The sequence below is a fragment of the Xanthomonas sp. NCPPB 1067 genome, assembly GCF_020783795.1.
GTDB lineage: Bacteria > Pseudomonadota > Gammaproteobacteria > Xanthomonadales > Xanthomonadaceae > Xanthomonas > Xanthomonas melonis.
On the sequence record NZ_JAJGQG010000001.1, the window covers coordinates 91,919 to 114,549 of the forward strand.

Consider the following 22,631-nt stretch of genomic DNA (forward strand, 5'->3'; position numbering starts at 1 on the left):
CCGCAAACCCAACGCCACGCGCAGCCTCGTACTCTCATCCGGCGCTTACGCGCCACCTTCTCCCGACGGGAGACGGGGTTCCCATTCCGCCACGGCTCCATCTTGCACTGCGCAATGACACCGGTTAACCAGAGCCGGTAGACTATGCCGGTGCAAGCCCATGTCCCCACTCGCTTGCCACCGGAGATGCGCATGTCCCTGTACTGCAAAACCCACTACGCCACCCATCCCGACGCCATCAAGGGCGCCAGCAACGACGCGCTGCGCGAGCTCTACCTGCTCGACGGCCTGTTCGTGGACGATGCGGTGACCCTCAAGTACACCCATTACGAGCGCTTCGTACTCGGTGGCGCGGCACCGGTCGGCAAGACCCTGGAACTGCCCAAACAGACCGAGCCGGCCTCGGCGGCCGGGCATCCGTTCCTGGAGCGTCGCGAGCTGGGCGTCATCAACGTCGGCGCCGGCACCGGCACGGTCACCGTGGATGGCACCGCCTACACCCTGGGGCCGAAGGACGGGCTGTACGTGGCGATGGGCAGCACCGATGTCAGCTTCGCCTCGGTCGATGCCGCCAACCCGGCGCAGTTCTACTTGGCCTCCACGCCAGCGCATGCGCGCTTCGAAACCAGGCAGCTGTCGATCAAGGACGCGGTGGCGCTGGAGCGCGGCGCGCTGGAGACCAGCAACGAGCGCACCATCTACCAATACATCGTGCCGGCCACCTGCCAGTCTTCGCAGCTGCTGCTCGGCCTGACCGTGCTCAAGCCCGGCAGCGTCTGGAACACCATGCCGCCGCATCTGCACGACCGCCGCAGCGAGGTGTATTTCTACTTCGACCTCGGCGACAACGACCGCGTCTACCACTTCATGGGCGAGCCCGAGGCGCAGCGCCACATCGTGATCCAGAACAACGAAGCGGTGGTGTCGCCGCCGTGGTCCATCCATATGGGCGCTGGCACCAGCAACTACGCCTTCATCTGGGCGATGGGCGGGGAAAACCTGGACTACACCGACATGCACGTGCTGGATATCTGCCAGCTCAAGTAAGGCCGGCACCAGCACGGCCGAATCGACGAGGCCGGCAGTCGCGACGCCGCCCCGCTTCAGCCGGTGCCAGCAATGCCAGCGCAGTCACCACGGCGCGGGCGCTGCAACAGTTCGTACAACGCAATCGGCCGCGCTCTGCGTGGCTCACTCATTCACATCACGGCACATCCAGCAGGAGCGATAAGGTAATGAGCAATCCGTTCAGTCTCGAAGGCAAGGTCGCACTGGTCACCGGTGCCAATACCGGCCTGGGCCAGGGCATCGCGTTGGCCCTGGCCGAGGCAGGTGCCGACATCGCCGCCGCCGGCATCCAGGCGCCCACCGAGACCGAAGAGAAGGTCAAGGCGCTGGGCCGCCGCTTCATCGCCATCGAAGCCAACCTGATCAGCATCGAGCCGGTGCAGCGCATCGTCGACGAAACCATCGCCGGTCTTGGCGGTCTGGATATTCTGGTCAACAACGCCGGCCTGATCCGCCGCACCGATGCGGTGGATTTCAGTGAGCAGGACTGGGACGACGTGCTCAACGTCAACCTGAAGTCGGCGTTCTTCATGGCGCAGGCCGCCGGCCGGCATTTCATCGCCCAGGGCCGCGGCAAGATCATCAACATCGCCTCGATGCTGTCGTTCCAGGGCGGCATCCGCGTGCCGTCCTACACCGCCAGCAAGTCCGGCATCGCCGGCATCACCCGCCTGCTGGCCAACGAATGGGCCAGCAAGGGCGTGACCACCAATGCCATTGCGCCGGGCTACATGGCCACCGACAACACCGCGCAGCTGCGTGCCGACGAAGCGCGCAACCAGTCGATCCTGGACCGCATTCCGGCGGCGCGCTGGGGCGTGCCGGCCGATCTGGGCGGCACCGCCGTGTTCCTGGCCAGCAGCGCCTCGGACTACGTCAACGGTGCCATCATCCCGGTCGACGGCGGCTGGCTGGCGCGCTGATCAGGAGTGCACCGCGATCGCGATGAGCTGCCCATCTCTCGCAAGCAGGAAGATGAGCTGTCCTTCGGGAGGCGACGTTCCCTTCTCCCGCAAGCGGGAGAAGGTGCCCGAAGGGCGGATGAGGGCCGCGCCGCCCGCAACCGCAACCAACCGCAAGCAACTTCTCGATCACACAGCGCCGGAGCCCGCACGGGCAAGGCAATGAAACGCGCATCGCGGCAGCACCGAGGCCTCCAACCTCTCCCGCACCACTCTTCCCCAACCCAATCGGAGCATTCCCATGAAAATCGCACTCATGAACGAGTTCAGCCAGGCCGCCAAGAACCCGGTGATCCTGCAGCAGCTCAACGACGTCGCCAGCGCGCAGGGCCACGACGTGTTCAACGTCGGCATGGACGGTGACAACGACCACCGCCTGACCTACATCCACTTGGGCATCGTCGCCAGCCTGCTGCTGAACTCCAAGGCGGTGGACTTCGTGGTCGCCGGCTGCGGCACCGGCCAGGGCGCCATGATGTCGCTCAACGCGCACCCGGGCGTGTTCTGCGGCTACTGCATCGAACCCACCGATGCCTACCTGTTCGCCCAGGTCAACAACGGCAACGCGCTGTCGCTGGCCTTCGCCAAGGGCTACGGCTGGGGCGCGGAAATCAACGTGCGCTACATCTTCGAAAAGGCCTTCAGCGGCGAGCGCGGCATGGGCTACCCGGCCGAGCGTCGCGAGTCGCAGGTCGCCAACGCCGGCATCCTGACCCAGGTCAAGCAGGCCACCGCCAAGTCCTACCTGGACGGCCTGCGCGCCATCGACCCGGAGCTGGTCAAGCAGGCGATCGGCGGTGCACGTTTCCAGCAGTGCTTCTTCGACAACGCGCAGGATGCGGAAATCCGCAGCTTCGTTGCCGGCCTGCTGGGCAAGACCGAAGCGGCTGCAGCAGCTGCGTAATTAGCCAATGCGTTTTAGCCCCTCTCCCGCCGGGAGAGGGGTTGGGGTGAGGGTAAGGCGGAAGACAGCCGGCCTGAACGGAAAAGGCTTGAAAGACTTTAGACGACAGTACGGCCTTCCAACATTTCCTGATGCCGCCGCACCCTCATCCGCCCTTCGGGCACCTTCTCCCGATGGGAGAAGGAAACAGCGTCGCGTAGTTAGCATTGTTCCCGGAGCCCACCATGCGTCTGCTGCTGTTCGCATTGCTGCTGCTTTGCGCAAATGGCGCCCGCGCCGCGCCCCAACGCATCTTCATCGCCGGCGATTCCACCGCCGCCGAGTATGGCGCCGAGCGCGCGCCACAGGCCGGTTGGGGGCAGATGCTGCAAGGCTGGTTCGACCCGGCGCAATGGCAGGTGCGCAACCATGCCAAGGGCGGTCGCAGCACGCGCAGTTTCATCGCCGAAGGGCGCCTGGATGCCATCGCAAGGGAACTGCAACGCGGCGACATCCTGCTGATCCAGTTCGGCCACAACGACGCCAAGCGCGAAGATGCCACGCGTTACACCGATCCGGCCACCGATTATGTGCAGTTCCTGCGCCGCTACATCGCCACCGCGCGCGACAAGGGCGCAACGCCGATCCTGATCACCCCGGCCGCGCGACTGCTGTACGACTTCGGCGCCTTGCTCGATACCCATGGCCGCTACACCCTGGCCATGCAGCAACTGGCGGCTGCAGAGCGCGTGGCCCTGATCGATCTCAACGCCAGCTCCAGCGACTGGATCCGCGCGCTCGGCGAGCAGGCCGCCAAACCGTATTTCCTGTTCGTGCCCGAGAAGCACATCGCCGACGGCACCCACTTCAGCCGCGCTGGCGCCACCGCCATCGCCTGCCTGGTGGTGCACGGCTGGGTGCAACTGCAACCGGCGCTCAAACCGCAGCTGCGCCGCGATGCCGATTGCGGCGCGGCACCCGATACCGCCGCGCAGCGCGCCACGCAGGCGCATCCCTCGCTGGTGGTGCACGAGCGCGACCTCGCCCGCGAACAACCTGGCCCGCACGGCGGTGCCGGGCCCACCACGGCCTACCCCTTCTTCGCCGATGCGCCCGAGCTGAAATTCGTGCTGCGCAAGCGCGTGCTGCACAAGGGCGCCGGCATCGGCCTGCACCTGCACGACAAGGACGAGATCTACTACATCGTCAGCGGCCGCGGCCTGTATGCGCTGGACGGCAAGCAGTACGAAGTCGCCGCCGGCGATGCGCTGCTGACGCGGCCGGGCAGCACGCATGCCCTGCAGCAGACCGGCGAAGAGGATCTGATCGTGCTGCTGGCGTACCTGGTCAAGCCGGCGGGCTGAGCCGGCACCGGTGTGCGCTCCGGGCGATGCCCGTCGCACGCGGACGGCTGACCGCGCTGATCAGGCCTTGTCCACCCCGTAATGCGTCAATCCCAGCCGCGCCAGATCGCCGAGGCGGCGGTAATAGACGTCTTCCCAGCCCTGCACGCGTTGGCGTTCGGTTTCGTTCATCGCATCGAGGATGTCTTCGATGCTGAGCAGGTCGGGGTCTTCCTCCAGCCGTTCGAACAATGCGCCCAGGCCCTCGATCGCCTGCCGCGTCTGCGTCGCGCCCATCGCCGCCAGCCCCTGCAGCGCGGCACTGCGGGTGGCCGCGTCCCAGCGATCGAAATAGCGCGCATAGCCGCTCTCGCTCATGTCCGTGTCCAGCCGTGCCAGCGCGATGAGTTCGCGTTCGCCCGGAGAGAGCGCATCCATGCGCCCACGCACGCTCGCAAGCTTGGCCTGTGCGCGCGCGGCACGGCGGCGCCACAGCAGCTCGGGCATGTTCAGCAGGCCATCTGCCGTCGGCGGTGCGATCGCGGGCCAGTTCACCCCGTAGCCATCCTCGGTGAGTTGCCACTGCGCGCGTTGCGGCGGCCCGGCCCGTTGCAGCAGGCGATGGGCCTGGATGGGCTCATCGATACGCATGCCGTTGGTCAGGGTGAACAGCAGGCGGGTGTCGTCCAGCTCCAGGCGCCGGATCCGCAGATGCGTCAGGTCCATTGGGCGAAGGCGATGTGGGGAGCCTTGGACCTTAGTGCGCGCGGGCGATGCTGTCGAGTCGCCGCACGCCTGCAGCAGGCGCGCGGCACAGCACGCAGCCTGCGCAAATCTCTCGAACCTGCCAGCACCTCGACCGGATGCGATGTACTCGGGGCACGGCGTATCGCCGCAAACGAGGCATCGTGTGCGCATCGTCGGCGGCGGCGTGGCCGGCGATGCCGCTGCCGAGCGTGCACGCCACGTGCGGTCGTGCCATGCGGCGGCGATGGCCGACGCTCTCACACGTCGCCGTCGCGGCTCCAGCCCTCTCCGCTGCCGCGCTGGACTACCCGATCCCCGGCCAGTACATCGCCGGCCGGCACCTGCGCCTGCTGCGCGAGTGCGGCGTAGATGGGCGTGAAGTCCGGGCTGGTCGCATCCATCAATTGGGCGAAGCTGTCGATGACGAAGTACGTCTTCTGGTAGCTGTCGATGCGGTAGCGCGTGCGCATGATGCGCTGCAGGTCGAACCCGATGCGATTGGGGGCGGCCGATTCCAGCGAGTACAGCGATTCGCCCTTGGACGACACGATGCCGGCGCCGTAGATGCGCAGCCCCTGCGCAGTGTCGATCAGGCCGAACTCCACCGTGTACCAGTAGAGCCGCGTCAGATTCTGCAAGGCGTCCGCGCCGATGCCATGCGCCTTGACGCCGCCACGCCCGTAGGCCTGCATGAAGTCGGCGAACACCGGGTTCATCAGCAACGGCACGTGCCCGAACAAGTCGTGGAACAGGTCCGGCTCGGCGATGTAGTCGATCTGGTCGGGGCGGCGAATCCACCACGTCACCGGGAAGCGCTTGTTGGCCAGGTGATCGAAGAAATCCAGCTCCGGCAGCAGGCCTTCCACGCCCACCAGCGTCCAGCCGGTAGCCGCCTGCAGCACGGTGTTGAGGGCGTCGAAGCGCGGGATCTGGCTGTCGTCCATCCCCATGGCGTCCTGTGCCTGCAGGAACTCGTCGCAGGCCCGACCCACCAGCAATTCGCGCTGGCGCCGGTACAGCGTGCCCCAGGTGGCGTGGTCGTCGGCGCTGTAGCCATCCCACGGCTGCTCGACCACGGCCGTGGTGTAGACCGGCACATAGCCCTTGTCGGTGAGCTGGTTTTCGACGCGGCGCGGGGTGGTATTCATGCTGGCAGGGGATGGGTGGCGGCAGGCCTCACCTTAGCCGGATCGTTGCGCAACAGGATTGCGAATCTTGCGTGCCGAAGCCGACAACGCGCAAGATTCATGCGTATCCATCTGCTGCTGCGCAACATATGAATCAATCCATTGCCCTGGATCGCACCGATCTGCGGTTGCTCGCCCTGTTGCAGACACAGGGCCGCAGCAGCAATGCGGAGCTGGCCGTGCAGGTGAATCTGTCCGCATCGGCCTGCCTGCGCCGCATCCAGCGCCTGGAGGCGGCCGGCATCATCGCCGGCTATGGCGCACGCCTGGACGCGCGTGCGCTGGGGCTCGGCCTGCAGGCCTTCGTCCGGGTGCAGCTGGAGCAACACGGCCAACCGGACATCGACCGCTTCGCCACAGGCGTGCGCGACTGGGACGAGGTCGTGGCCTGTTGGGCGCTGACCGGCGATATGGATTACCTGCTGCAGGTGCAGGTGCGCGATCTGGAGCATTTCTCGCGCTTCCTGCTCGACCGCCTGCTCAATGCCACCGGCGTGTCCGACGTCAATTCCAGCTTCGTGCTGCGCACGGTCAAGGCACCGGAAGGTCTGCCGCTGTCGCACCTGGGCTGAGCGCGGCGGGTTCGATACCGCGCGTGTCGGCCGGCGCTCCGGCCGCGGCGTACGCCTGGCGGACCGCCGAAGGTGGCAGGCCGCCGCCTCGCACTTGCCCATCAAACGATAACGATTTACATTTGCATAACTTCAGGCGGTTGTCGGCCACATCCGTCTCGTCGATCCGCCAGCCTCGCCAGGCCAGCCAGCCGTCGCCTGAGCAGGATGCCGACCCAGGACCGCACTTCATTGGCCACGCATGGCGTGCGCCTCCGTTCGATGAGAAACCGATGCCCGTGACCACGCTTTCGCCGACCACGTTGTCTGTCGCCCTGCTGTGCGCGCTGCAGCTGGCGCCGTCCGTCCATGCTGCCGACGCTGCCGATGCCACCACCCTGGATCAGGTCAACGTCAACGGCACGGTGAGCCGCGCGCAGCCGGCCACCACCACGCGCCTACCGCTGACCCTGCAGGAAACGCCGCAATCGGTCAGCGTGATCGGCTTGCAGCGGCTGGAAGAACAATCGCTGTTCAGCATCGACGACGTGATGCGCAACGTCACTGGCGTCAACGTCTCGTTCTACGACACCCAGCGCCCGCTGTACTTCGCACGCGGTTTCCAGATCACCGACTTCCAGGTCGACGGCCTGCCCACCTACAGCGGCGCCACCAACCAGGAATACGACACGGTCTTCTACGACCGCATCGAAGTGATCCGCGGTGCCAATGGCCTGCTCACCGGTGCGGGCATTCCCTCGGCCACGGTGAACCTGCTGCGCAAGCGTCCTGGCAAGGACTTCGATGCGTCGTTCGCGGTCAGTGCGGGCACTTGGGATTTCCGCCGCATGCAGGCCGATGTCAATGCGCCGCTGACCGATGACGGGCGCTTCCGCAGCCGCGTGGTGGCTGCCTGGCAGGACCGCGATTACTACTACGACCGCTATCACGACAGCAAAATGTCCGGCATGGCGGTGCTGGAAGGCGACCTGACCGAGACCACCACGCTCACCGTCGGCTATCAGCGCCAGGACAACACCCCGGTCGGTTCGACCTGGGGCACGGTGCCGTTCTTCGCGGCCGACGGCACGTTCGCCAACCTGGCGCGCTCGACCAACATGGCACCGAAATGGACGCGCTGGCAGCGCGAAACCAGTACGGCGTTCGCCAATCTCGAACAGCGCGTCGGCGAGGACTGGCTGTTGCGCGTCAACTACGCGCACACCAAGGGCCAGGTGCAGAACATGCGCGTCTACGGCATCGGCTACCCGGCAGCCGATGGCAGCGGCGTGTTCCTGCGCACCGCGGCCGGCGAGACCGAAGACGCACGCGATAGCGTGGACGTGTATCTGTCCGGTGGGTTCTCGCTGTTCGGCCGTCAGCACGACGTGGTGATCGGCGGCAGCTGGCAGGATCTGCAGTCCACCGCCTATCCCACCGCGCAGACCTATCCCGCCGACTGGGCCACCTGCACCAGCCCCACCGGCGTGCGCGAGCGCTGCTATTTCATCCCGAACATCCGCAACTGGGATGGCGACATCTCCGAAGTGACCTATGCACGCACCGGCCGCCGCAACGAAGCGCGGACCACTCAGCGCGGTGTGTATGCCTCCACGCGGTTTCGCCTGGCCGACCCGCTGTCACTGATCGCCGGCGCGCGCCTGAGTGCGTGGGAAACCCGCACCCAGGCCTTCAATGCCGCCGGTGTCTACACCGGTACCAGCGGCCGCTACGAAGTGAGCGATGAAGTCACCCCTTATGTGGGCCTGGTCTACGACATCGTGCCCGACGTCTCGGTGTATGCCAGCTACACCGAGATCTTCAATCCGCAGAATTACCGCGACAAGGACAACAACCTGCTCGCCCCGGTGGAGGGATCCAACCTGGAGGCCGGCATCAAGGCGCAGTTGCTTGATGGCCGTGCGATGGCCACCGCCGCGGTGTTCGAGGCCAGGCAGGACAACTTCGCGGTGCGCGACATGACCCAGCCGGAAGGCTCGCTGCCGGACGGCACCTCGGCCTTCGTCGGCGTGAACGGTACCAAGAGCCGCGGCTGGGAAGTGGACTTCAACGGCGAAGTGCTGCCCGGCTGGACCGTCAACGCCGGCTACACCCACGTCAAGGTCACCCGCGCGCCCACTGATGCGATCTACGCCAATCTGCCGGAGGACTATCTGCAGCTCTCCACCCAGTGGCGCCTGCCGGGCGCGTGGGACCGGCTGAGCATCGGCGGCGGCGTGAGCTGGCAGAGCGCGGTGCGCGGCTTCAACATCGCGCGCCCCACCGGCGACGGCAGCGGCGCCACCACGCCGGTCACCGTGGTGCAGAACCCGTACGCGCTGGTGCACTTCAACGCCAACTACCGCATCAGCGAGCAGTGGACCGCCACGCTGGCGGTGCGCAACGCATTCGACAAGACCTATTGGGCAAATCTGGACTACCAGAACTACGGCGAACCGCGCTTCGTCAGCGTGTCGCTGCGCTGGCGGTATTGAGAGCTGTCGCCGACGCTGCGTGACTATCGGTGACGCATCGCGGCCAGGGCCGCTCCGACAGGGGGCGGCTTCGGGCTGTCGAAGGCGTGTGGGCTCGCGGAGCGCCGCGGAAAGATGCGCTGGCTCTTCGTAGGAGCGGCCCCGGCCGCGATGCTTTCCCGATGAACCAGGCCGCTGCAGCCATCACGGCGCCACGCAGTCCTCGTCCTTGCCGCGCAACTTGTCCCAGCGCGAGCGCTGCTCCAGGCAGCGCTGATAGGCCTGCTGCTTGGCCGCGGCGGCCTGCTCGGCGGCGTTGCGCACCGCGCTGCTGCGCGCGGCCTGCAACTGCGCGACCTTGGCGCGGATCTGCGGCATCGCCGCCATCGCTGCGCGTTCGCCTTCCAGGATCGCGGTGCCGCGCTGGTTGAAGTCGGCCGAGCCGATATCGCTGACCTTGGGGCGAATCACCACGTCGGCGCGCTTGAGTTCGGCTTCGCCCAGGCGCTGGCCCATGATCGAAATCGATTGATTCACCGTGCCGAGCAGATCGCCCGGATTCTTGCCGCTGGCCTTGCTGGAGATATCCACTGCCACCACGAACTCGGCGCCCAGCTGGCGCGCGGCATCCACCGGCACCGGGCTGACCACGCCGCCGTCGACGAAGTGGTACTTGCCGATGGTCACCGGCTCGAACACACCGGGGATGCTGCTGGACGCGCGCACCGCCTGGCCGGCATTGCCGCGCACGAAGACGGTTCGCTCACCATCTTCCAGGCGGGTGGCCACCGCGGCGAACGGCTTGCGCAACTTGTCGATGGGCTTGCCGCCGAGTTGCGCATTGACGTAATCCTGCAGTTTCTGCCCCTGTACCAGGCCGCCGGACAACAGCCGCACATCGCGAATGCTGGTCTGGTCCAGCGCCACGGCTTTTTCCTGCATCTGGAACGCGTCCATGCCGCTGGCATACAAGGCACCGACCACGCTGCCGGCGCTGGTGCCGGACACCACCACCGGCGCGAATCCGTTGGCCTCCAGCATCTTGATCACGCCGATGTGTGCAAACCCCTTGGCCGCACCGCCACCGAGCGCGATGCCGATCTTCACCGGCTTGGGCGCAGCGGCGGCGGGGGGCTGCACGACCGGTGCCGGTGCAGCCGCGCGCGGCTCGCCACCGCAGGCCGAGAGCAGACCGAGCAGGGACAGCAGCGTGAGCGAGCGGGAGCGGCGGAGCGCAGTCATGGCGAAAACGTCTCGGGAAAGGCGAGGCAGAATACACGCGTCGCGCAAACGGAGGCTGATCCGGATGGGAGCCGATCTTCCTGCAGCGTGCAGACATCGACGCGGTGCATCTCCTTCCCCCGCGCGCGGGGGAAGGTGCCCGAAGGGCGGATGGGGGCGTTCCCGACGACGAACACACAACCCGCTCGCACCGGAGTGCGCGCCGAACCGCCACGCCGGCCAGCACTCAAAACCGGTTGTCGCCATCCAGCAACCGCCCGAGACCGCCCAGCACCGAGCCTTCGCCGCGTTGCTGGCCGCCGGCCTGGGGGGCAGCCTGCAGCATGCGCCCGGCCATGCGCGAGAACGGCAACGACTGCAGCCATACCTTGCCCGGGCCGGTGAGGGTGGCCAGGAACACGCCTTCGCCGCCGAAGAACATGCTCTTCAGGCCGGCCACGCGGCGCACGTCCATGTCCACGCCGGCGTGATAGGCGACCACGCAGCCGGTGTCCACGTCGATCCGCTCGCCGGGGCCCAGTTCGCGTTCCACCACGGTGCCGCCGGCGTGCACGAACACCCAGCCGTCGCCTTCGAGCTTCTGCATGATGAAGCCTTCGCCGCCGAACAGGCCGGTGAGGATTTTCTTCTGCAACGCGATACCCAGTGCCACCCCGCGCGCGCCGGCCAGGAAGCTGTCCTTCTGGCAGATCAGCTGGCCGCCGTGTTCGGACAGGCGCAGCGCCAGCACCGTGCCGGGGTAGGGGGCGGCGAACGCCACCTTGGCCTTGCCGCTGCCGGCGTGGGTGAACACGGTGGTGAACAGGCTTTCGCCGGTGACCACGCGCTTGCCGGCCGACAACAGCTTGCCCATCAATCCGCTGCCGCCGCTCTGGCCAGCGTGCGAGCCATCGCCGAACACGGTGTCCATCTGCACGGCCGCATCCTTGTACATCAGCGCACCGGCCTCGGCGATGGCGCTCTCGCCCGGGTCCAGCTCCACTTCGACGAACTGCATGTCGTTGCCGACGATGCGGTAATCGATCTCGTCGGCGCGCCCGGCCGTGCCGGTCAGCGGCGGCGGCGCACTGCCGCCGCCTTGCAGCTCGGCCAGTTGCCGTGCCGGGGTCCAGCCCTCCAGGCCCTCGCGCCAGGCCAATGCATCGGGTTGGCGCTGGGCATGGGCGCGGGCACTGGCATCGTCGAGTGGGCCGATACGGTCGGCCTGTCCGGGAACATGGAAATACCACTGGGCCATCGGAACGACTCCTGTCTGCGTGTGTGCGCCGAGTCTAGCGGCAGCGCCGGCCGCCGCGTCCCGTGTCCAAGGTCATGGCGGGCCGCAGCCGGGCCGGTTGCGGTGGCACGCAGCGTATGGCGACGATCACCGCGTCATGCGCCGACCGTTGCCCAATAGCGTTCGCCATCGCGCTGCACGCGCACCGGGCCGTCGAACACCGCCGACAGGCTGGCATCGGTCAGCAGGGCATCGCGGCTGCCATCGGCCACCACCTTGCCGGCGCGGAGCAGGATCACCCGCGCGATCTCGGGCACGATCTCTTCGATGTGATGGGTCACCAGCACCAGCGTGATGCCCTGCTGGGCGAGATGTCGCATGGTGTCGAGCAGGTGCTGGCGCGCGACCAGATCCAGGCCGGTGGAAGGCTCGTCCAGCAACAGCGCCTGCGGGCGATTGACCAGGGCGCGGGCGATCAGCACCCGGCGCGTCTCGCCGGCCGACAACTCGGCGAACGGCCGGTCCAGCAGCGGCAGGGCGCGCGCCAGCGCCAGCGCCTCGCGCGCACGTGCGCGCATGCCGTCGTCGATCTCGCGGTGCGGCGGCACCACGTAGCTGGCGAAGAACCCCGACAGCACCGCGCTTTCCACATCCAGCCCCGGCATGTCGGCCAGGTTGACGCTCAGATCGGCGGTGACGATGCCCAGCTGCGAGCGCAGCCGATCCACCTGCCAGCGCGTCTGCCCCAGCACCTTCACCGCTGCCTGGCCATCGCCGCGCGCCAGCGGATACAACTCGCGGGTGATCAGTTTGATGAAGGACGACTTGCCGCAGCCGTTGGGCCCGAGGATCGCGGTGTGCTGCCCCAGCGCGATGCGCAGGGACAAGGCATGCAGCACCCGCACCTGGCCGCGCATCACGCTTGCCTGGTCGAGTTCGATCAAGGCGGCGGCGTCCGCAGCGGCGGTGGAAACAGAGACAGCAACAGTCATACGCAACAATGTCGGGCAGTGGAAGAAATCGTGTGAACCGCTTGGCGATGTGGGCATCACCCTACGCTTGCGCAGGGTGAAGTTTGCCGCGATCGCCCCCATCATGTCTGCACCGACCAACGAGATACCGCCGCCGTGGAATTGCCGATGTTGCCCGACCCGATCATCGACTTCCTGACCTCCGGCGTGGCCGGCCTGGGCGTGTGGGGCATGCTTGTGGTGCTGCTGGTGTTCACCCAGCTCACCATCTTCGCGGTGACCTTGTACCTGCACCGCAGCCAGGCGCACCGCGGCGTGGATTTCCATCCGGTGCTGGCGCACTTCTTCCGCTTCTGGACCTGGCTCACCACCTCGATGATCACCCGCGAGTGGGTGGCGATCCATCGCAAGCACCACGCCAAGGTCGAGACCGACGAGGATCCGCACAGCCCGCAGACCAAGGGCATCGGCCAGGTGTTCTGGCGCGGCGTGGAGCTGTATCGCCAGGCGCGCGCCGAGCGTGCCGACATCGCGCAATACGGCAAGGGCACGCCTGCCGACTGGATCGAACGGCATCTATATACGCCGCACGCCAACGCCGGCCCGATCGCGCTGGGAGTGATCAATGTCGTGCTGTTCGGTTTGCCGGGCGTTGCGCTGTGGGCGATCCAGATGGCGTGGATTCCGTTCTGGGCGGCCGGCGTGGTCAACGGGCTGGGCCACTGGTGGGGCTACCGCAACTTCGAATCGGCCGATACCTCCACCAACCTCACGCCGTGGGCGCTGTGGATCGGTGGCGAAGAGCTGCACAACAACCACCATGCCTTCCCCAGTTCGGCGCGGTTCTCGATGCGGCGCTGGGAGCTGGACATCGGCTGGATCGCCATTGTCGGCCTGCAGGCCTTGGGTCTTGCCAAGGTGCTGCGGGTGGCGCCATCGCTGGACATCCGCCCCAACATCGCCGTGCCCGATGCCGACACGCTCAAGGCCCTGCTGTCGCATCGTTTCCAGGCCATGACCGACTACCAGCGCAATGTGCTCAAGCCGGCACTGCGCGAGGAGGCGGCCGCCACCGGCGCCAAGCTGCGCGAGCTGTTGCCGCGGCGCCTGCGCAAGGGCCTGGTCGACGACGGCCGCTGGCTCAAGCCGGATGCACGCGCGCAACTGCAGGCCTGGGTGGCGCAGCGCCCGCGGATGCGCACCCTGATCGACTATCGCGCGCGTCTGACCGCAGTGCTGGAAGCGCGCAGTCACGACGCCTCCGAGCGGCTCAGGCAATTGCAGCAGTGGTGCCATGAGGCCGAGGCCAGCGGCAACGCCGCGCTGCAGGCCTACGCCGCGCGGCTCAAGGGGTATGCGCTGAGTGCGGTCTGAGGTCGGCAAGGTCCCGGGCGTGGCCAGCGCGTGCCGGAGCCGCCGCAGGGTGTGGCGCGCGCTGGCTGCGGCCTGCCTGGTCGGCGCGTGCACGCCCGCGCTGCAGGCGCAGGTGCAGGACAGCCAGGACTATCTCAAGCGCATGGACACCGACGGCGATGGACGCGTCAGCCGCGACGAGTATCTGGCCTGGATGAGCTACGCCTTCGATCAGCGCGATACCGATCACGATGGCGTGCTGCAGGGCGAGGAGTTGCCGGGGCGACGCGGCAAGCCGATCACCCGCGCTGCGCACCGCGCCACCTTGATCGAGCGCTTCGCGCGGCAGGATGCCAACGGCGACGGGTTTCTGAGCGCGCGCGAATTGTTGGCGCCACCCCGCTGATGCGCGCCTTCGCGCCCGGCTGACGGCGTTTTCGGCAAGCTCGAGCGCATGTTCACTCTCGATCGGGTCAGCCGCCGCTACGGCCAGTCCATCGCACTGGACGACGTCACGCTGACGTTCGCCAGCGGTGTCACGACGGCATTGATCGGTCCCAGCGGCGCCGGCAAGTCCACCGTGTTGCGCATGCTGGTCGGGCTGGACTGGCCCGACAGTGGCACGGTCGTCTTCGATGGCACGCCACTGCAACGCCAGCGGCTGCAGGCACAGCGCCAGCGCATCGGCTATGTGATCCAGGAGGGCGGGCTGTTCCCACATCTGGATGCGCGCAGCAACGTGGCGTTGCTGGCGCAGACGCTGGGATGGACGCGCGAGCGCATCGACGCGCGCCTGCAGACGCTGTGCGCACTGTGCCAGCTGCCGCCGGAGCTGCTGGCGCGCTACCCGGCCCAGCTCTCGGGCGGTCAGCGGCAGCGGGTGGGCCTGATCCGCGCGCTGATGCTGGACCCGCCGGCCCTGCTGCTCGACGAGCCACTGGGCGCGCTCGATCCCATCGTGCGTTACGACCTGCAGGCACAGATGCGCGAACTGTTCGTCCAGCTCGGCAAGACCGTGGTGCTGGTCACTCACGACGTGGCCGAGGCGGCGTATCTGGCCGATACCCTGGTGCTGATGCGTGCCGGTCGGGTGCTGCAACAGGGCACTGCGCGCAGTCTGCTCGAGCACCCGGCCGAGCCCTTCGTGCATCGCTTTCTCACTGCCCAGCGCAGCATCGGCGACGCCGCATGATGGCGCGTGTACTCGTCGCCACGATGTTGCTGCTGTGCAGCCTCGGCGTGCAGGCCACGCAGGTCACCATCGGCTCGAAGAACTTCACCGAAGCAGTGATCCTGGGCGAGATCGCCACCGCCGCCGGCAAGCGCGACGGGGTGGATGTGCAGCATCGCGCCCAGCTCGGCGGCACCCGCATCCTGTGGCGCGCGCTGGAGACCGGGCAGATCGATGCCTATGCCGAATACACCGGCACCCTGGCGCAGGAACTGCTGCAACTGCCCAAGGCCCGCCAGGAAGCGCTGCGCACCGCACTGGACGCACGCGGGCTGGCGATGACGCAGTCGCTGGGTTTCCAGAACACCTATGCATTCGGCATGCGTCGCGAACGCGCGCAGGCACTGGGCATCAGCACGCTGTCGGAGCTGGTACGCCACCCGGCGTTGAAGATCGGCCTGAGCAACGAGTTCATGCAGCGTGCCGACGGCTGGCCTGGCGTGCGCGCCGCCTATGCCTTGCCGCAGACCGCCACCGGACTGGATCACGACCTGGCCTATCGCGCGCTGCACAGCGGCGCCATCGAGGTCACCGATCTGTACAGCACCGATGCGGAGATTGCGTATTACCGGCTGCAGGTCTTGCGCGACGACCGCCACTACTTTCCCGACTACCAGGCGGTGTTCCTGTACCGCAAGGATCTGGCGCAACGCGCACCGAAGATGTTGCAGGCCCTGCAAGGCCTGCAGGGACGCATCGACGAAGCAACCATGCAGCAACTCAATGCGCAGGTGAAGCTGGAGCGCAAGAGCGAAGCCGCGGTGGCCGCGCAATGGCTGGGCGTGAAGCCTGTCTCGAACATCGACTCGCGCATCAGCCGGTTATGGCGCCACACCCGCGAACACCTGGCGCTGGTCGGAAGCTCGTTGGGGTTCGCCTTGCTGATCGCCCTGCCGTTGGGCGTGCTGGCGGCACGCCGACCACGGCTGGGCCAGGTGGTGCTGTCGCTGACCGGTGTACTGCAGACCCTGCCGTCGCTGGCGGTGTTCGTCTTCATGATTCCGCTGTTCGGTATCGGCGCCAAGCCGGCGATTGCGGCGCTGTTCCTGTATAGCCTGTTGCCGATCGTGCGCAATACGCATGCCGGGCTGAGCTCGATCCCGCGCGAGTTGCGCCAGACCGCCGAAGCGATCGGCCTGCCGACATGGACGCGGTTGTGGCGCATCGAACTGCCGTTGGCACGCCGCACGATCGTGGCCGGCATCCAGACCGCTGCGGTGATCAATGTCGGTACCGCCACCCTGGGCGCGCTGATCGGCGCAGGCGGCTACGGCCAGCCGATCCTCACCGGCATCCGCCTGGACGATCTTGGCCTGATCCTGGAAGGCGCGATTCCGGCCGCGGTGCTGGCCTTGCTGGTGCAGGCGGTGTTCGAAGGTCTGGAGCGCTGGGTCACGCCGCGCGGTTTGCGGATCAGCCAGCAGCGGTAAGCTGTCATTTCCTTCTCCAACTTGCGTGAGTCACTCCTCCTCCCACTTGCGTGAGTCACTCCTCCTCCCACTTGCGTGAGTCACCCTCCTTCTCCCGCTTGCGGGAGAAGGTGCCCGAAGGGCGGATGAGGGGCCCTGGCGCAGTGTATCGACCGTGGAACGCGGCGCGCGCCGCATCATCCGTTCGGCAGCGCGGCAATCACCCGTTCCAGCGCGTGTTCGGTGACATGCAAATGCGGCGCGATCCTCAAGCGCCCGTGCCGGCGCGTGCAGATCACCCCGAGTGCGCCGAGCGTCGCTGCCACCGCATCCAGCGCAGCGGCGGGCGGCTGCAGGGCGGTCAGATGCGGCGCATGTCCGGGCGTGCACCAGTCGCCCAGCCCACGCGCCTGCAGGGCGGTATCCCACTGCGCGGTGAGCGCACCCAATGCCTGCGCAATGCGCGCCGGTTGCCAGGCCATGACCTGCTGCAACGCCGCCGTCGCCATCGCAATACGCAGTGGGTCGGCCACGCCGCCGGCATCGAAGCGGCGTGCGCCATCGCGATACTGCGGCGCCTGCGCAACCGGAAATTCCCAGCTGCTGCCGGCATCGCGGCCAATCCAGTGCTCTTCGATCGGGACGCCATGGGCGCGCCAGTGCGGCGCCGCCCACAGCCAGGCCAGGCCCATCGGCCCCAGCAGCCACTTGTGGCCCACACTGACCACGAACTCCGGTTTCCAGCGCGGCAGATCGGTGGGCAACACGCCCAGGCTCTGGCTCAGGTCCAGCACCAGCGCCGCACCGCGCGCATGCACCGCGGCGCTGATGCGGTCCAGATCCAGTTGCCGGCCATCCAGCCAATACGCCTGCGGCAGGCTGGCGATGCGCAATGCTGGTGTCTGGGCAATGGCGTGCAGCACCGCATCGGTCAATCCAACACCGGGCGTGGCCGGCACCGCGACGATCCGCGCGTCCACCTCGGCGCAGCGGCGCTGCCAGACCAGCAAATTGGACGGAAACTGTCCTTCCAGCACCAACACGGCATCGCCGCGTTGCAACGGCAGGTTGCGCGCCGCAGTGGCCAGACCATGCGCAGCCGATGGCAGCACGGCCAGCGCCTCGGCGTCGTGATCGAACAAGCCGGCGGCAAGCCCACGCAGCTGTTCGAGCTGCAGCAACCACGCATCGAAGGACAGGCGCCATGGTGTGGCCAGCGCATCCACGGCCTGATGCGCGACGGACTGGACCGCGCGCAGCAACGGGCCGCGCGAGGCGGCGTCCAGATAAACGACCTCACCGGGGAGCGCAAACGCCTGCTGGCGGTGTGCCCACTCCAGTGGAGCGGGGAGCGGGCTGGACAACATCGACGATGACATGCGTAAAGCTTACCGCCAGCTGCCACCGCGCCGACACGGCACGTTCACAGGCGCTCCCCAAGCATACGGCGATGTCTGCACTCTCACCCTTGCTGGTCGACCGCCAGCACCAGCAGCCTGGTCTGTTGGAACGCTATGCGCAGACCCGCGCGCTGAGCGACCGCCTTGCCGCACCCCTGAGCGCCGAAGACGCGATGGTGCAGAGCATGCCCGATGCCAGCCCCAGCAAGTGGCATCTGGCACATACCACCTGGTTCTTCGAACGGTTCGTGTTGCAGGCCGATCCGGCCTATCGCGTCTTCGATCCGGCCTGGGATTTCCTGTTCAACAGCTACTACCAGAGCGTGGGCCCGATGCATGCACGCGCGCGTCGCGGTGTCCTGTCGCGTCCGTCGTTGCAGCAGGTGCGTGACTACCGCGCAGCGGTAGATACGCGCATGCAACTGCGCCTGCGCGATGGCACGCTCGATGCGCAGGCCCGCACCATCGTGCAGCTGGGCATTCAGCACGAACAACAGCACCAGGAGCTGCTGCTGACCGATATCAAGCACGCGCTCTGGAGCAATCCGTTGCAGCCGGCCTATCGCGACAGGCACGATGCGCCGCGTGCAGCCGGCAGCGCACTGCGCTGGCAGGCACGCGACGAGCAGATTGCGGAAATCGGCGCGCCTTCCTGGCCGCACAGCGAGCACTTCGCCTACGACAACGAGTCGCCGCGCCATCGTGTGCTGGTCGGTGCACATGCGCTGGCCAATCGCGTGGTCAGCAATGCCGAATTCCAGCAGTTCGTCGACGATGGCGGCTATCGCACCGCCGGAGCCTGGCTCAGCGATGGCTGGGCCATGGTGCAGGCGCAAGGCTGGCAGCATCCGCTGTACTGGGATACGGACGGGCGCGAGTTCACCCTGGATGGCTGGCGCGCACGCGATCCGCATGCGCCGGTCTGCCACCTGAGCCTGTTCGAGGCCGATGCCTTCGCACGCTGGGCCGGTGCGCGCCTGCCAACCGAAGCCGAGTGGGAGCTGGCCGCCGCCGGGATGCCGGTGCAAGGCAATTTCGTCGACAGCGATGCCTTGCATCCGCGCGGCGCACAGGCCGTGGATACCGGCCTGCAGCAACTGTTTGGCGATGTCTGGGAGTGGACCGGCAGCGCGTACCTGCCGTATCCGGGTTTCGTACCGTGGCCCGGTTCGCTGGGCGAATACAACGGCAAATTCATGAACGCGCAGTGGGTGCTGCGTGGCGGCAGCTGCGCCACGCCGTCCAGCCACATGCGCGCCAGTTATCGCAACTTCTTTCCCTCCGATGCGCGCTGGCAGTTCGCCGGCGTGCGCCTTGCCAAGGATCTGCCGTGAACGCTGCCGCCCATGCCATGCAACGCGCCCATGCCGCGCTGACCGACCTGCGTCCGCAGCCGGACGACATCACCGCCGATGCCCTGGCCGGGCTGTCGCAGACGCCCAAGACCTTGCCGTCCAAGTATTTCTACGATGCGCGCGGCTCGCAGTTGTTCGAAGCCATCACCCGGCAGCCGGAGTACTACCTCACCGGCACCGAGCTGGCGCTGCTGGAGACCAGCATGCCGTCGATCGCCCAGGCCATCGGCGCCAGCGTGCACGTGGTGGAGTACGGCAGCGGCAGCGGTCGCAAGACCGAACTGCTGCTGCAGGGCCTGCGCGATGTGGTGGCTTACACACCGTTGGAGATTTCGCGCACCGCGCTGCTGGAGAGCACCGCACGGCTGGCGCAGCAGTTTCCGCAGATCCAGATGCTGCCGGTGTGCACCGACTTCACCAAGCCGTTGCGGCTACCCGATGCGCAACGTCGCGCGCGCCGGCACCTGGTGTTCTTCCCCGGCTCGACGCTGGGCAATTTCACCGATACCGCTGCCATCGCCTTGATGGACGCGATGCGCCAGACCATGGGCAGCGATGGATGCGCGTTGATCGGTATCGATCTGGACAAGGACACCAGGCTGATCGAAGCGGCCTACAACGATGCGGCAGGCGTCACCGCCGAGTTCACCTTGAACCTGCTGGCGCGACTCAACCGCGAGATCGGCAGCGATTTCGATCTTGCCGGCTTCCGTCACCATGCGGTGTACGCGCGCGATCGCGGCCGTATCGAAACCTTCCTGATCAGCCAGCGCGACCAGCGCGTAAACGTCGGCGGGCAGGAATTCGGCTTTGCCGAAGGCGAGGCGATGCAGGTCGAATACAGCTACAAGTACACCGATGCGCGCTTCGCCGAACTCGCCGCCGCGGCTGGCCTCAAGGTCACCCATGGCTGGAACGATGCCAAGGACTGGTTCGGACTGCGCCTGCTGCGCCCTGCGTAGGCGCAAGTGTCCAGCGCGCAGCAGCCGGCCGATGCGCAGATTGTCGCGGTCATGCGGCAGCTGCTCGCACAGCGGCAGCCGCAGCACTCGATCTGTCCTTCGGACGTTGCGCGCGCGCTGAGCGATGACGTGGCGGTGTGGCGTGCCTTGATGCCGCGGGTGCGCGCGGTTGCCGCCGACGCCGCGGGCAAGGGTCTGGTGCGCATCACCCAGCAGGGGCGAACCGTGGACCTTGCCTCCGCATGCGGACCGATTCGCCTGATGCGCGGGCCGCGTTTCGCCTGATGCGCGGCCGCTTGGAGACGCCATCCGCCATGTATGGCGGTATCGAACGGATCAACCCGACGGCAACAACTTGCACAGGCGGCTGCATGCGCCTGTAATTTCTCCCACCAGGACATTCAGGACCGGGTGCGCAAGGCCTTCCCGCGAAAGCTCGGTAAGCAGTTCCTGCGCTCGATCGGGCAGGGCGCTGACGGTCCAGCGCATCCATGCAAGGCACTCAGATGCATCCAGGCGCAATGTGCTGGCGACCCGCATCCAGTCGCTTGGACGGATGTCCCACCAGCGATAATGACTGCCGATGCTCATCGCCATCTTGAGTTTGCGCTGTTGCAGCTGCGGATACGGCAGAGCGCTGGAAAGGTCGTACAACGGCGCCAACCGGACCTGCCGGTGTTGGCCGAGCAACAGCGAATAGTTCTTCGCATGCGCATCGGTGCCGCCGATCAGGTAATTGAAGACCAGGGCCTGGAACAGGGTTTCGACGTCTTGCCGCGGTTGCGACGAGTGCGTCCACAAGAGTTGTGAGATCGCCTCCACCCCAGGACCGCCCTGGTTCTGATACTTGATGTGCGGCATCACCCCCAGCGCCTGACAGGTATCTTCCTGGTGGATGCGCAGCAGCACTCCGTCAACAGGGATGCGGTCGTAACGTTTGACGCAAATGGCGGTTTCAGCGCCGACGCGCAGCGCCTGGGCGGCTGCGGTGGGCAGACCGATACTGCGCGCCAGGCGCAGGCAGAACAGCTCGTTCTCGACGAATCCGTCGTACTCGCCACTCGGTGGTTTGAGGATATGTGTGGTTGGGATGCGCCCAGCCGGGATGGCCCACTGCTGGCCATCGTGCAGCAGGGCGATCTTGGCCTGGGCACCGGCCAGGCTGAACTGACCGACGTCATCGACCTGGCGCGCTGCACCGACATCCTGGCGCAGCCTGCGCAAGCGTGCTTCCAGTTCGCCATCGGTGAGCGGTTCGATGCCATCGCTGGCGCCGGATAGCACATCCTCGAGCCTGGCCTCGGTGACGAACTGCACCGCACCGGCGCAATCCTCGCCGACGTGCGACAACAGGGCGAGCGGATTGCGCGGCGAAACCTGGAACCTGGAGGCCCAGCGTTGCAAGGTGGCTTCGTTGTCTGGCAGCAGGCCCCACAGCACTGCACTGACCGCCTCGGTCGGGTGATGCTCCTTGCTGAGGGGAAGGTTCAACGACAGCGGTATCGCACTTTTCGATTGCTGCCAGTCCGGCGCGTAGGTGAATCGTGGATGCCCATGCGGGCCGGACGCCAGATGGCCGATCACCTGATTTTCGATCAGCGCGACCAGTCTCACGGATCGCCCTTCTTTTTTAAAGATGTCGATCTAACCCTGGGCATTTTCGTTGTCTGGCCAATCTTCGGACGATCAAGCGCGGGAAACTGCTTTTGCAGCGGCTCACTCACCAAATTTCTTTCATTTGGCGCATCGACCATCGAGGAATAGTGATTCAGGGCTGCTGCCGATGCTGCCGATGCTGCCTGCGCCGGAGACTGTTTTAAAGCATCCGTTGCCGGGAATGGTCCATGCAAGCCGGTGTTTTTCGGCCGATCGAGCGAGGAGAATTGATTCTCGAAGATATTGTTGTTGAACGCATTGAGAACATTCGTTCCCAATCGTGAATTGGACCGGTTGTGTTCAATGATCGCGTCGAGATCGATCGGTGTCAGGGTGCCGCCATCAGGCGCATTCACCGGCGGAACCTGAGCAGCGCTCGGGCCCAGCATCAACTCCAGCCCCAGCGCCTGCAGCGCGCGTAGGATCAGCTGCAGCTCCGCGCGCGGCTTGCCTTTTTCGATATCGACGATCCATTGCCGGCTCACGCCGATTTCGTGGGCCAGGCGAGCCTGATCCCAGCCCAGGCGTTTGCGCCTGGCGCGGATGATGTTGCCGACATCGGAGGGAGTGCGGGCAGTATCCATGGCTATAATGTAAGCGATCGACGACATTTGCGCAATG

21 protein-coding genes are annotated in these 22,631 nt (G+C 66.7%); 13 read left to right on the forward strand and 8 right to left on the reverse strand.

Features of this window, described 5'->3' with window-relative positions:
• Nucleotides 1-192 precede the first annotated feature (192 nt).
• The 4 genes from kduI (at nucleotide 193) to LL962_RS00365 (ending at nucleotide 4,277) form a co-directional block, all read left to right on the forward strand.
• Nucleotides 193-1,047: a 5-dehydro-4-deoxy-D-glucuronate isomerase gene (gene kduI, locus LL962_RS00350; RefSeq protein WP_104588564.1), complete on the forward strand. Its 855-nt coding sequence runs from the start codon at nucleotides 193-195 to the stop codon at nucleotides 1,045-1,047.
• Between the two features lie 188 nt (nucleotides 1,048-1,235).
• On the forward strand, nucleotides 1,236-1,991 hold the full coding sequence (kduD, locus tag LL962_RS00355; RefSeq protein WP_228315475.1) for a 2-dehydro-3-deoxy-D-gluconate 5-dehydrogenase KduD: 756 nt from the start codon (nucleotides 1,236-1,238) through the stop codon (nucleotides 1,989-1,991).
• Nucleotides 1,992-2,271: 280 nt separating this feature from the next.
• Nucleotides 2,272-2,934, forward strand: a complete 663-nt coding sequence (locus LL962_RS00360) for an RpiB/LacA/LacB family sugar-phosphate isomerase (RefSeq protein ID WP_228315476.1) — start codon at nucleotides 2,272-2,274, stop codon at nucleotides 2,932-2,934.
• A gap of 224 nt (nucleotides 2,935-3,158) precedes the next feature.
• Nucleotides 3,159-4,277 (forward strand): GDSL-type esterase/lipase family protein, encoded by a 1,119-nt coding sequence (locus tag LL962_RS00365; RefSeq protein WP_228315477.1) that lies wholly within the window; start codon nucleotides 3,159-3,161, stop codon nucleotides 4,275-4,277.
• 60 nt (nucleotides 4,278-4,337) lie between these two features.
• Here the strand turns inward: LL962_RS00365 and LL962_RS00370 are convergent, their stop codons facing one another.
• Nucleotides 4,338-4,982: a DMP19 family protein gene (locus tag LL962_RS00370; protein ID WP_228315478.1), complete on the reverse strand. Its 645-nt coding sequence runs from the start codon at nucleotides 4,980-4,982 to the stop codon at nucleotides 4,338-4,340.
• A gap of 278 nt (nucleotides 4,983-5,260) precedes the next feature.
• Nucleotides 5,261-6,151, reverse strand: a complete 891-nt coding sequence (gene phhA / locus LL962_RS00375; protein WP_228315479.1) for a phenylalanine 4-monooxygenase — start codon at nucleotides 6,149-6,151, stop codon at nucleotides 5,261-5,263.
• Between the two features lie 128 nt (nucleotides 6,152-6,279).
• Here phhA and LL962_RS00380 point away from each other — a divergent pair, with 128 nt between their 5' ends.
• Together LL962_RS00380 and LL962_RS00385 are read left to right on the forward strand one after the other, a co-directional pair.
• A complete protein-coding gene (locus LL962_RS00380; RefSeq protein WP_104588494.1) occupies nucleotides 6,280-6,762 on the forward strand; it encodes an Lrp/AsnC family transcriptional regulator in 483 nt (160 codons plus the stop codon).
• A gap of 272 nt (nucleotides 6,763-7,034) precedes the next feature.
• Entirely contained in the window at nucleotides 7,035-9,236 is a 2,202-nt protein-coding gene (locus tag LL962_RS00385; RefSeq protein WP_228315480.1) for a TonB-dependent siderophore receptor, read from the forward strand.
• A gap of 183 nt (nucleotides 9,237-9,419) precedes the next feature.
• Here LL962_RS00385 and LL962_RS00390 read toward each other — a convergent pair whose 3' ends face one another.
• The 3 genes from LL962_RS00390 to LL962_RS00400 all read right to left on the reverse strand — a co-directional run bounded on the left by LL962_RS00390 (nucleotide 9,420) and on the right by LL962_RS00400 (nucleotide 12,665).
• Complete coding sequence (locus LL962_RS00390; RefSeq protein ID WP_228315481.1) at nucleotides 9,420-10,457, reverse strand: patatin-like phospholipase family protein; 1,038 nt, start codon at nucleotides 10,455-10,457, stop codon at nucleotides 9,420-9,422.
• Nucleotides 10,458-10,683: 226 nt separating this feature from the next.
• On the reverse strand, nucleotides 10,684-11,694 hold the full coding sequence (locus LL962_RS00395) for a TIGR00266 family protein (protein WP_104588497.1): 1,011 nt from the start codon (nucleotides 11,692-11,694) through the stop codon (nucleotides 10,684-10,686).
• A 134-nt stretch (nucleotides 11,695-11,828) separates the two neighbouring features.
• A complete protein-coding gene (locus LL962_RS00400) occupies nucleotides 11,829-12,665 on the reverse strand; it encodes an ABC transporter ATP-binding protein (RefSeq protein ID WP_104588498.1) in 837 nt (278 codons plus the stop codon).
• A 147-nt stretch (nucleotides 12,666-12,812) separates the two neighbouring features.
• On the opposite strand from LL962_RS00400, the gene LL962_RS00405 reads away from it, so the two are divergent.
• Genes LL962_RS00405 through LL962_RS00420 form a run of 4 tightly spaced genes read left to right on the forward strand, consistent with a single transcriptional unit; the run spans nucleotide 12,813 to nucleotide 16,658 of the window.
• Nucleotides 12,813-14,018 (forward strand): DesA family fatty acid desaturase, encoded by a 1,206-nt coding sequence (locus LL962_RS00405; protein WP_104588499.1) that lies wholly within the window; start codon nucleotides 12,813-12,815, stop codon nucleotides 14,016-14,018.
• 49 nt (nucleotides 14,019-14,067) lie between these two features.
• Nucleotides 14,068-14,403 (forward strand): calcium-dependent protein kinase 21, encoded by a 336-nt coding sequence (locus LL962_RS00410; protein ID WP_425478195.1) that lies wholly within the window; start codon nucleotides 14,068-14,070, stop codon nucleotides 14,401-14,403.
• 48 nt (nucleotides 14,404-14,451) lie between these two features.
• On the forward strand, nucleotides 14,452-15,189 hold the full coding sequence (locus tag LL962_RS00415; RefSeq protein ID WP_104588500.1) for an ATP-binding cassette domain-containing protein: 738 nt from the start codon (nucleotides 14,452-14,454) through the stop codon (nucleotides 15,187-15,189).
• On the forward strand, nucleotides 15,186-16,658 hold the full coding sequence (locus LL962_RS00420; RefSeq protein ID WP_228315482.1) for an ABC transporter permease/substrate-binding protein: 1,473 nt from the start codon (nucleotides 15,186-15,188) through the stop codon (nucleotides 16,656-16,658). Before LL962_RS00415 ends, LL962_RS00420 begins: the two co-directional genes overlap by 4 nt.
• Before the next feature lie 176 nt (nucleotides 16,659-16,834).
• On the opposite strand, the gene LL962_RS00425 is transcribed toward LL962_RS00420, so the two are convergent.
• Entirely contained in the window at nucleotides 16,835-18,016 is a 1,182-nt protein-coding gene (locus LL962_RS00425) for an aminotransferase class V-fold PLP-dependent enzyme (RefSeq protein WP_228315483.1), read from the reverse strand.
• 71 nt (nucleotides 18,017-18,087) lie between these two features.
• Between LL962_RS00425 and egtB the strand changes: the two genes are divergently transcribed.
• From egtB to LL962_RS00440, 3 genes are read left to right on the forward strand one after another with little or no spacing between them, the layout of a single operon-like run.
• A complete protein-coding gene (gene egtB / locus LL962_RS00430) occupies nucleotides 18,088-19,371 on the forward strand; it encodes an ergothioneine biosynthesis protein EgtB (protein WP_228315484.1) in 1,284 nt (427 codons plus the stop codon).
• Nucleotides 19,368-20,354 carry an L-histidine N(alpha)-methyltransferase gene (gene egtD, locus LL962_RS00435; RefSeq protein ID WP_228315485.1) on the forward strand — a complete coding sequence of 329 codons (987 nt, stop codon included), beginning with the start codon at nucleotides 19,368-19,370 and terminating at the stop codon, nucleotides 20,352-20,354. Before egtB ends, egtD begins: the two co-directional genes overlap by 4 nt.
• A 6-nt stretch (nucleotides 20,355-20,360) precedes the next feature.
• Nucleotides 20,361-20,639: a DUF3253 domain-containing protein gene (locus LL962_RS00440; protein WP_228315486.1), complete on the forward strand. Its 279-nt coding sequence runs from the start codon at nucleotides 20,361-20,363 to the stop codon at nucleotides 20,637-20,639.
• Nucleotides 20,640-20,690: 51 nt separating this feature from the next.
• Here LL962_RS00440 and LL962_RS00445 read toward each other — a convergent pair whose 3' ends face one another.
• Both LL962_RS00445 and LL962_RS00450 read right to left on the reverse strand, forming a co-directional pair.
• A complete protein-coding gene (locus tag LL962_RS00445; protein WP_228315487.1) occupies nucleotides 20,691-21,968 on the reverse strand; it encodes a type II toxin-antitoxin system HipA family toxin in 1,278 nt (425 codons plus the stop codon).
• A complete protein-coding gene (locus tag LL962_RS00450; RefSeq protein WP_228315488.1) occupies nucleotides 21,965-22,594 on the reverse strand; it encodes a helix-turn-helix transcriptional regulator in 630 nt (209 codons plus the stop codon). Before LL962_RS00450 ends, LL962_RS00445 begins: the two co-directional genes overlap by 4 nt.
• Nucleotides 22,595-22,631 lie beyond the last annotated feature (37 nt).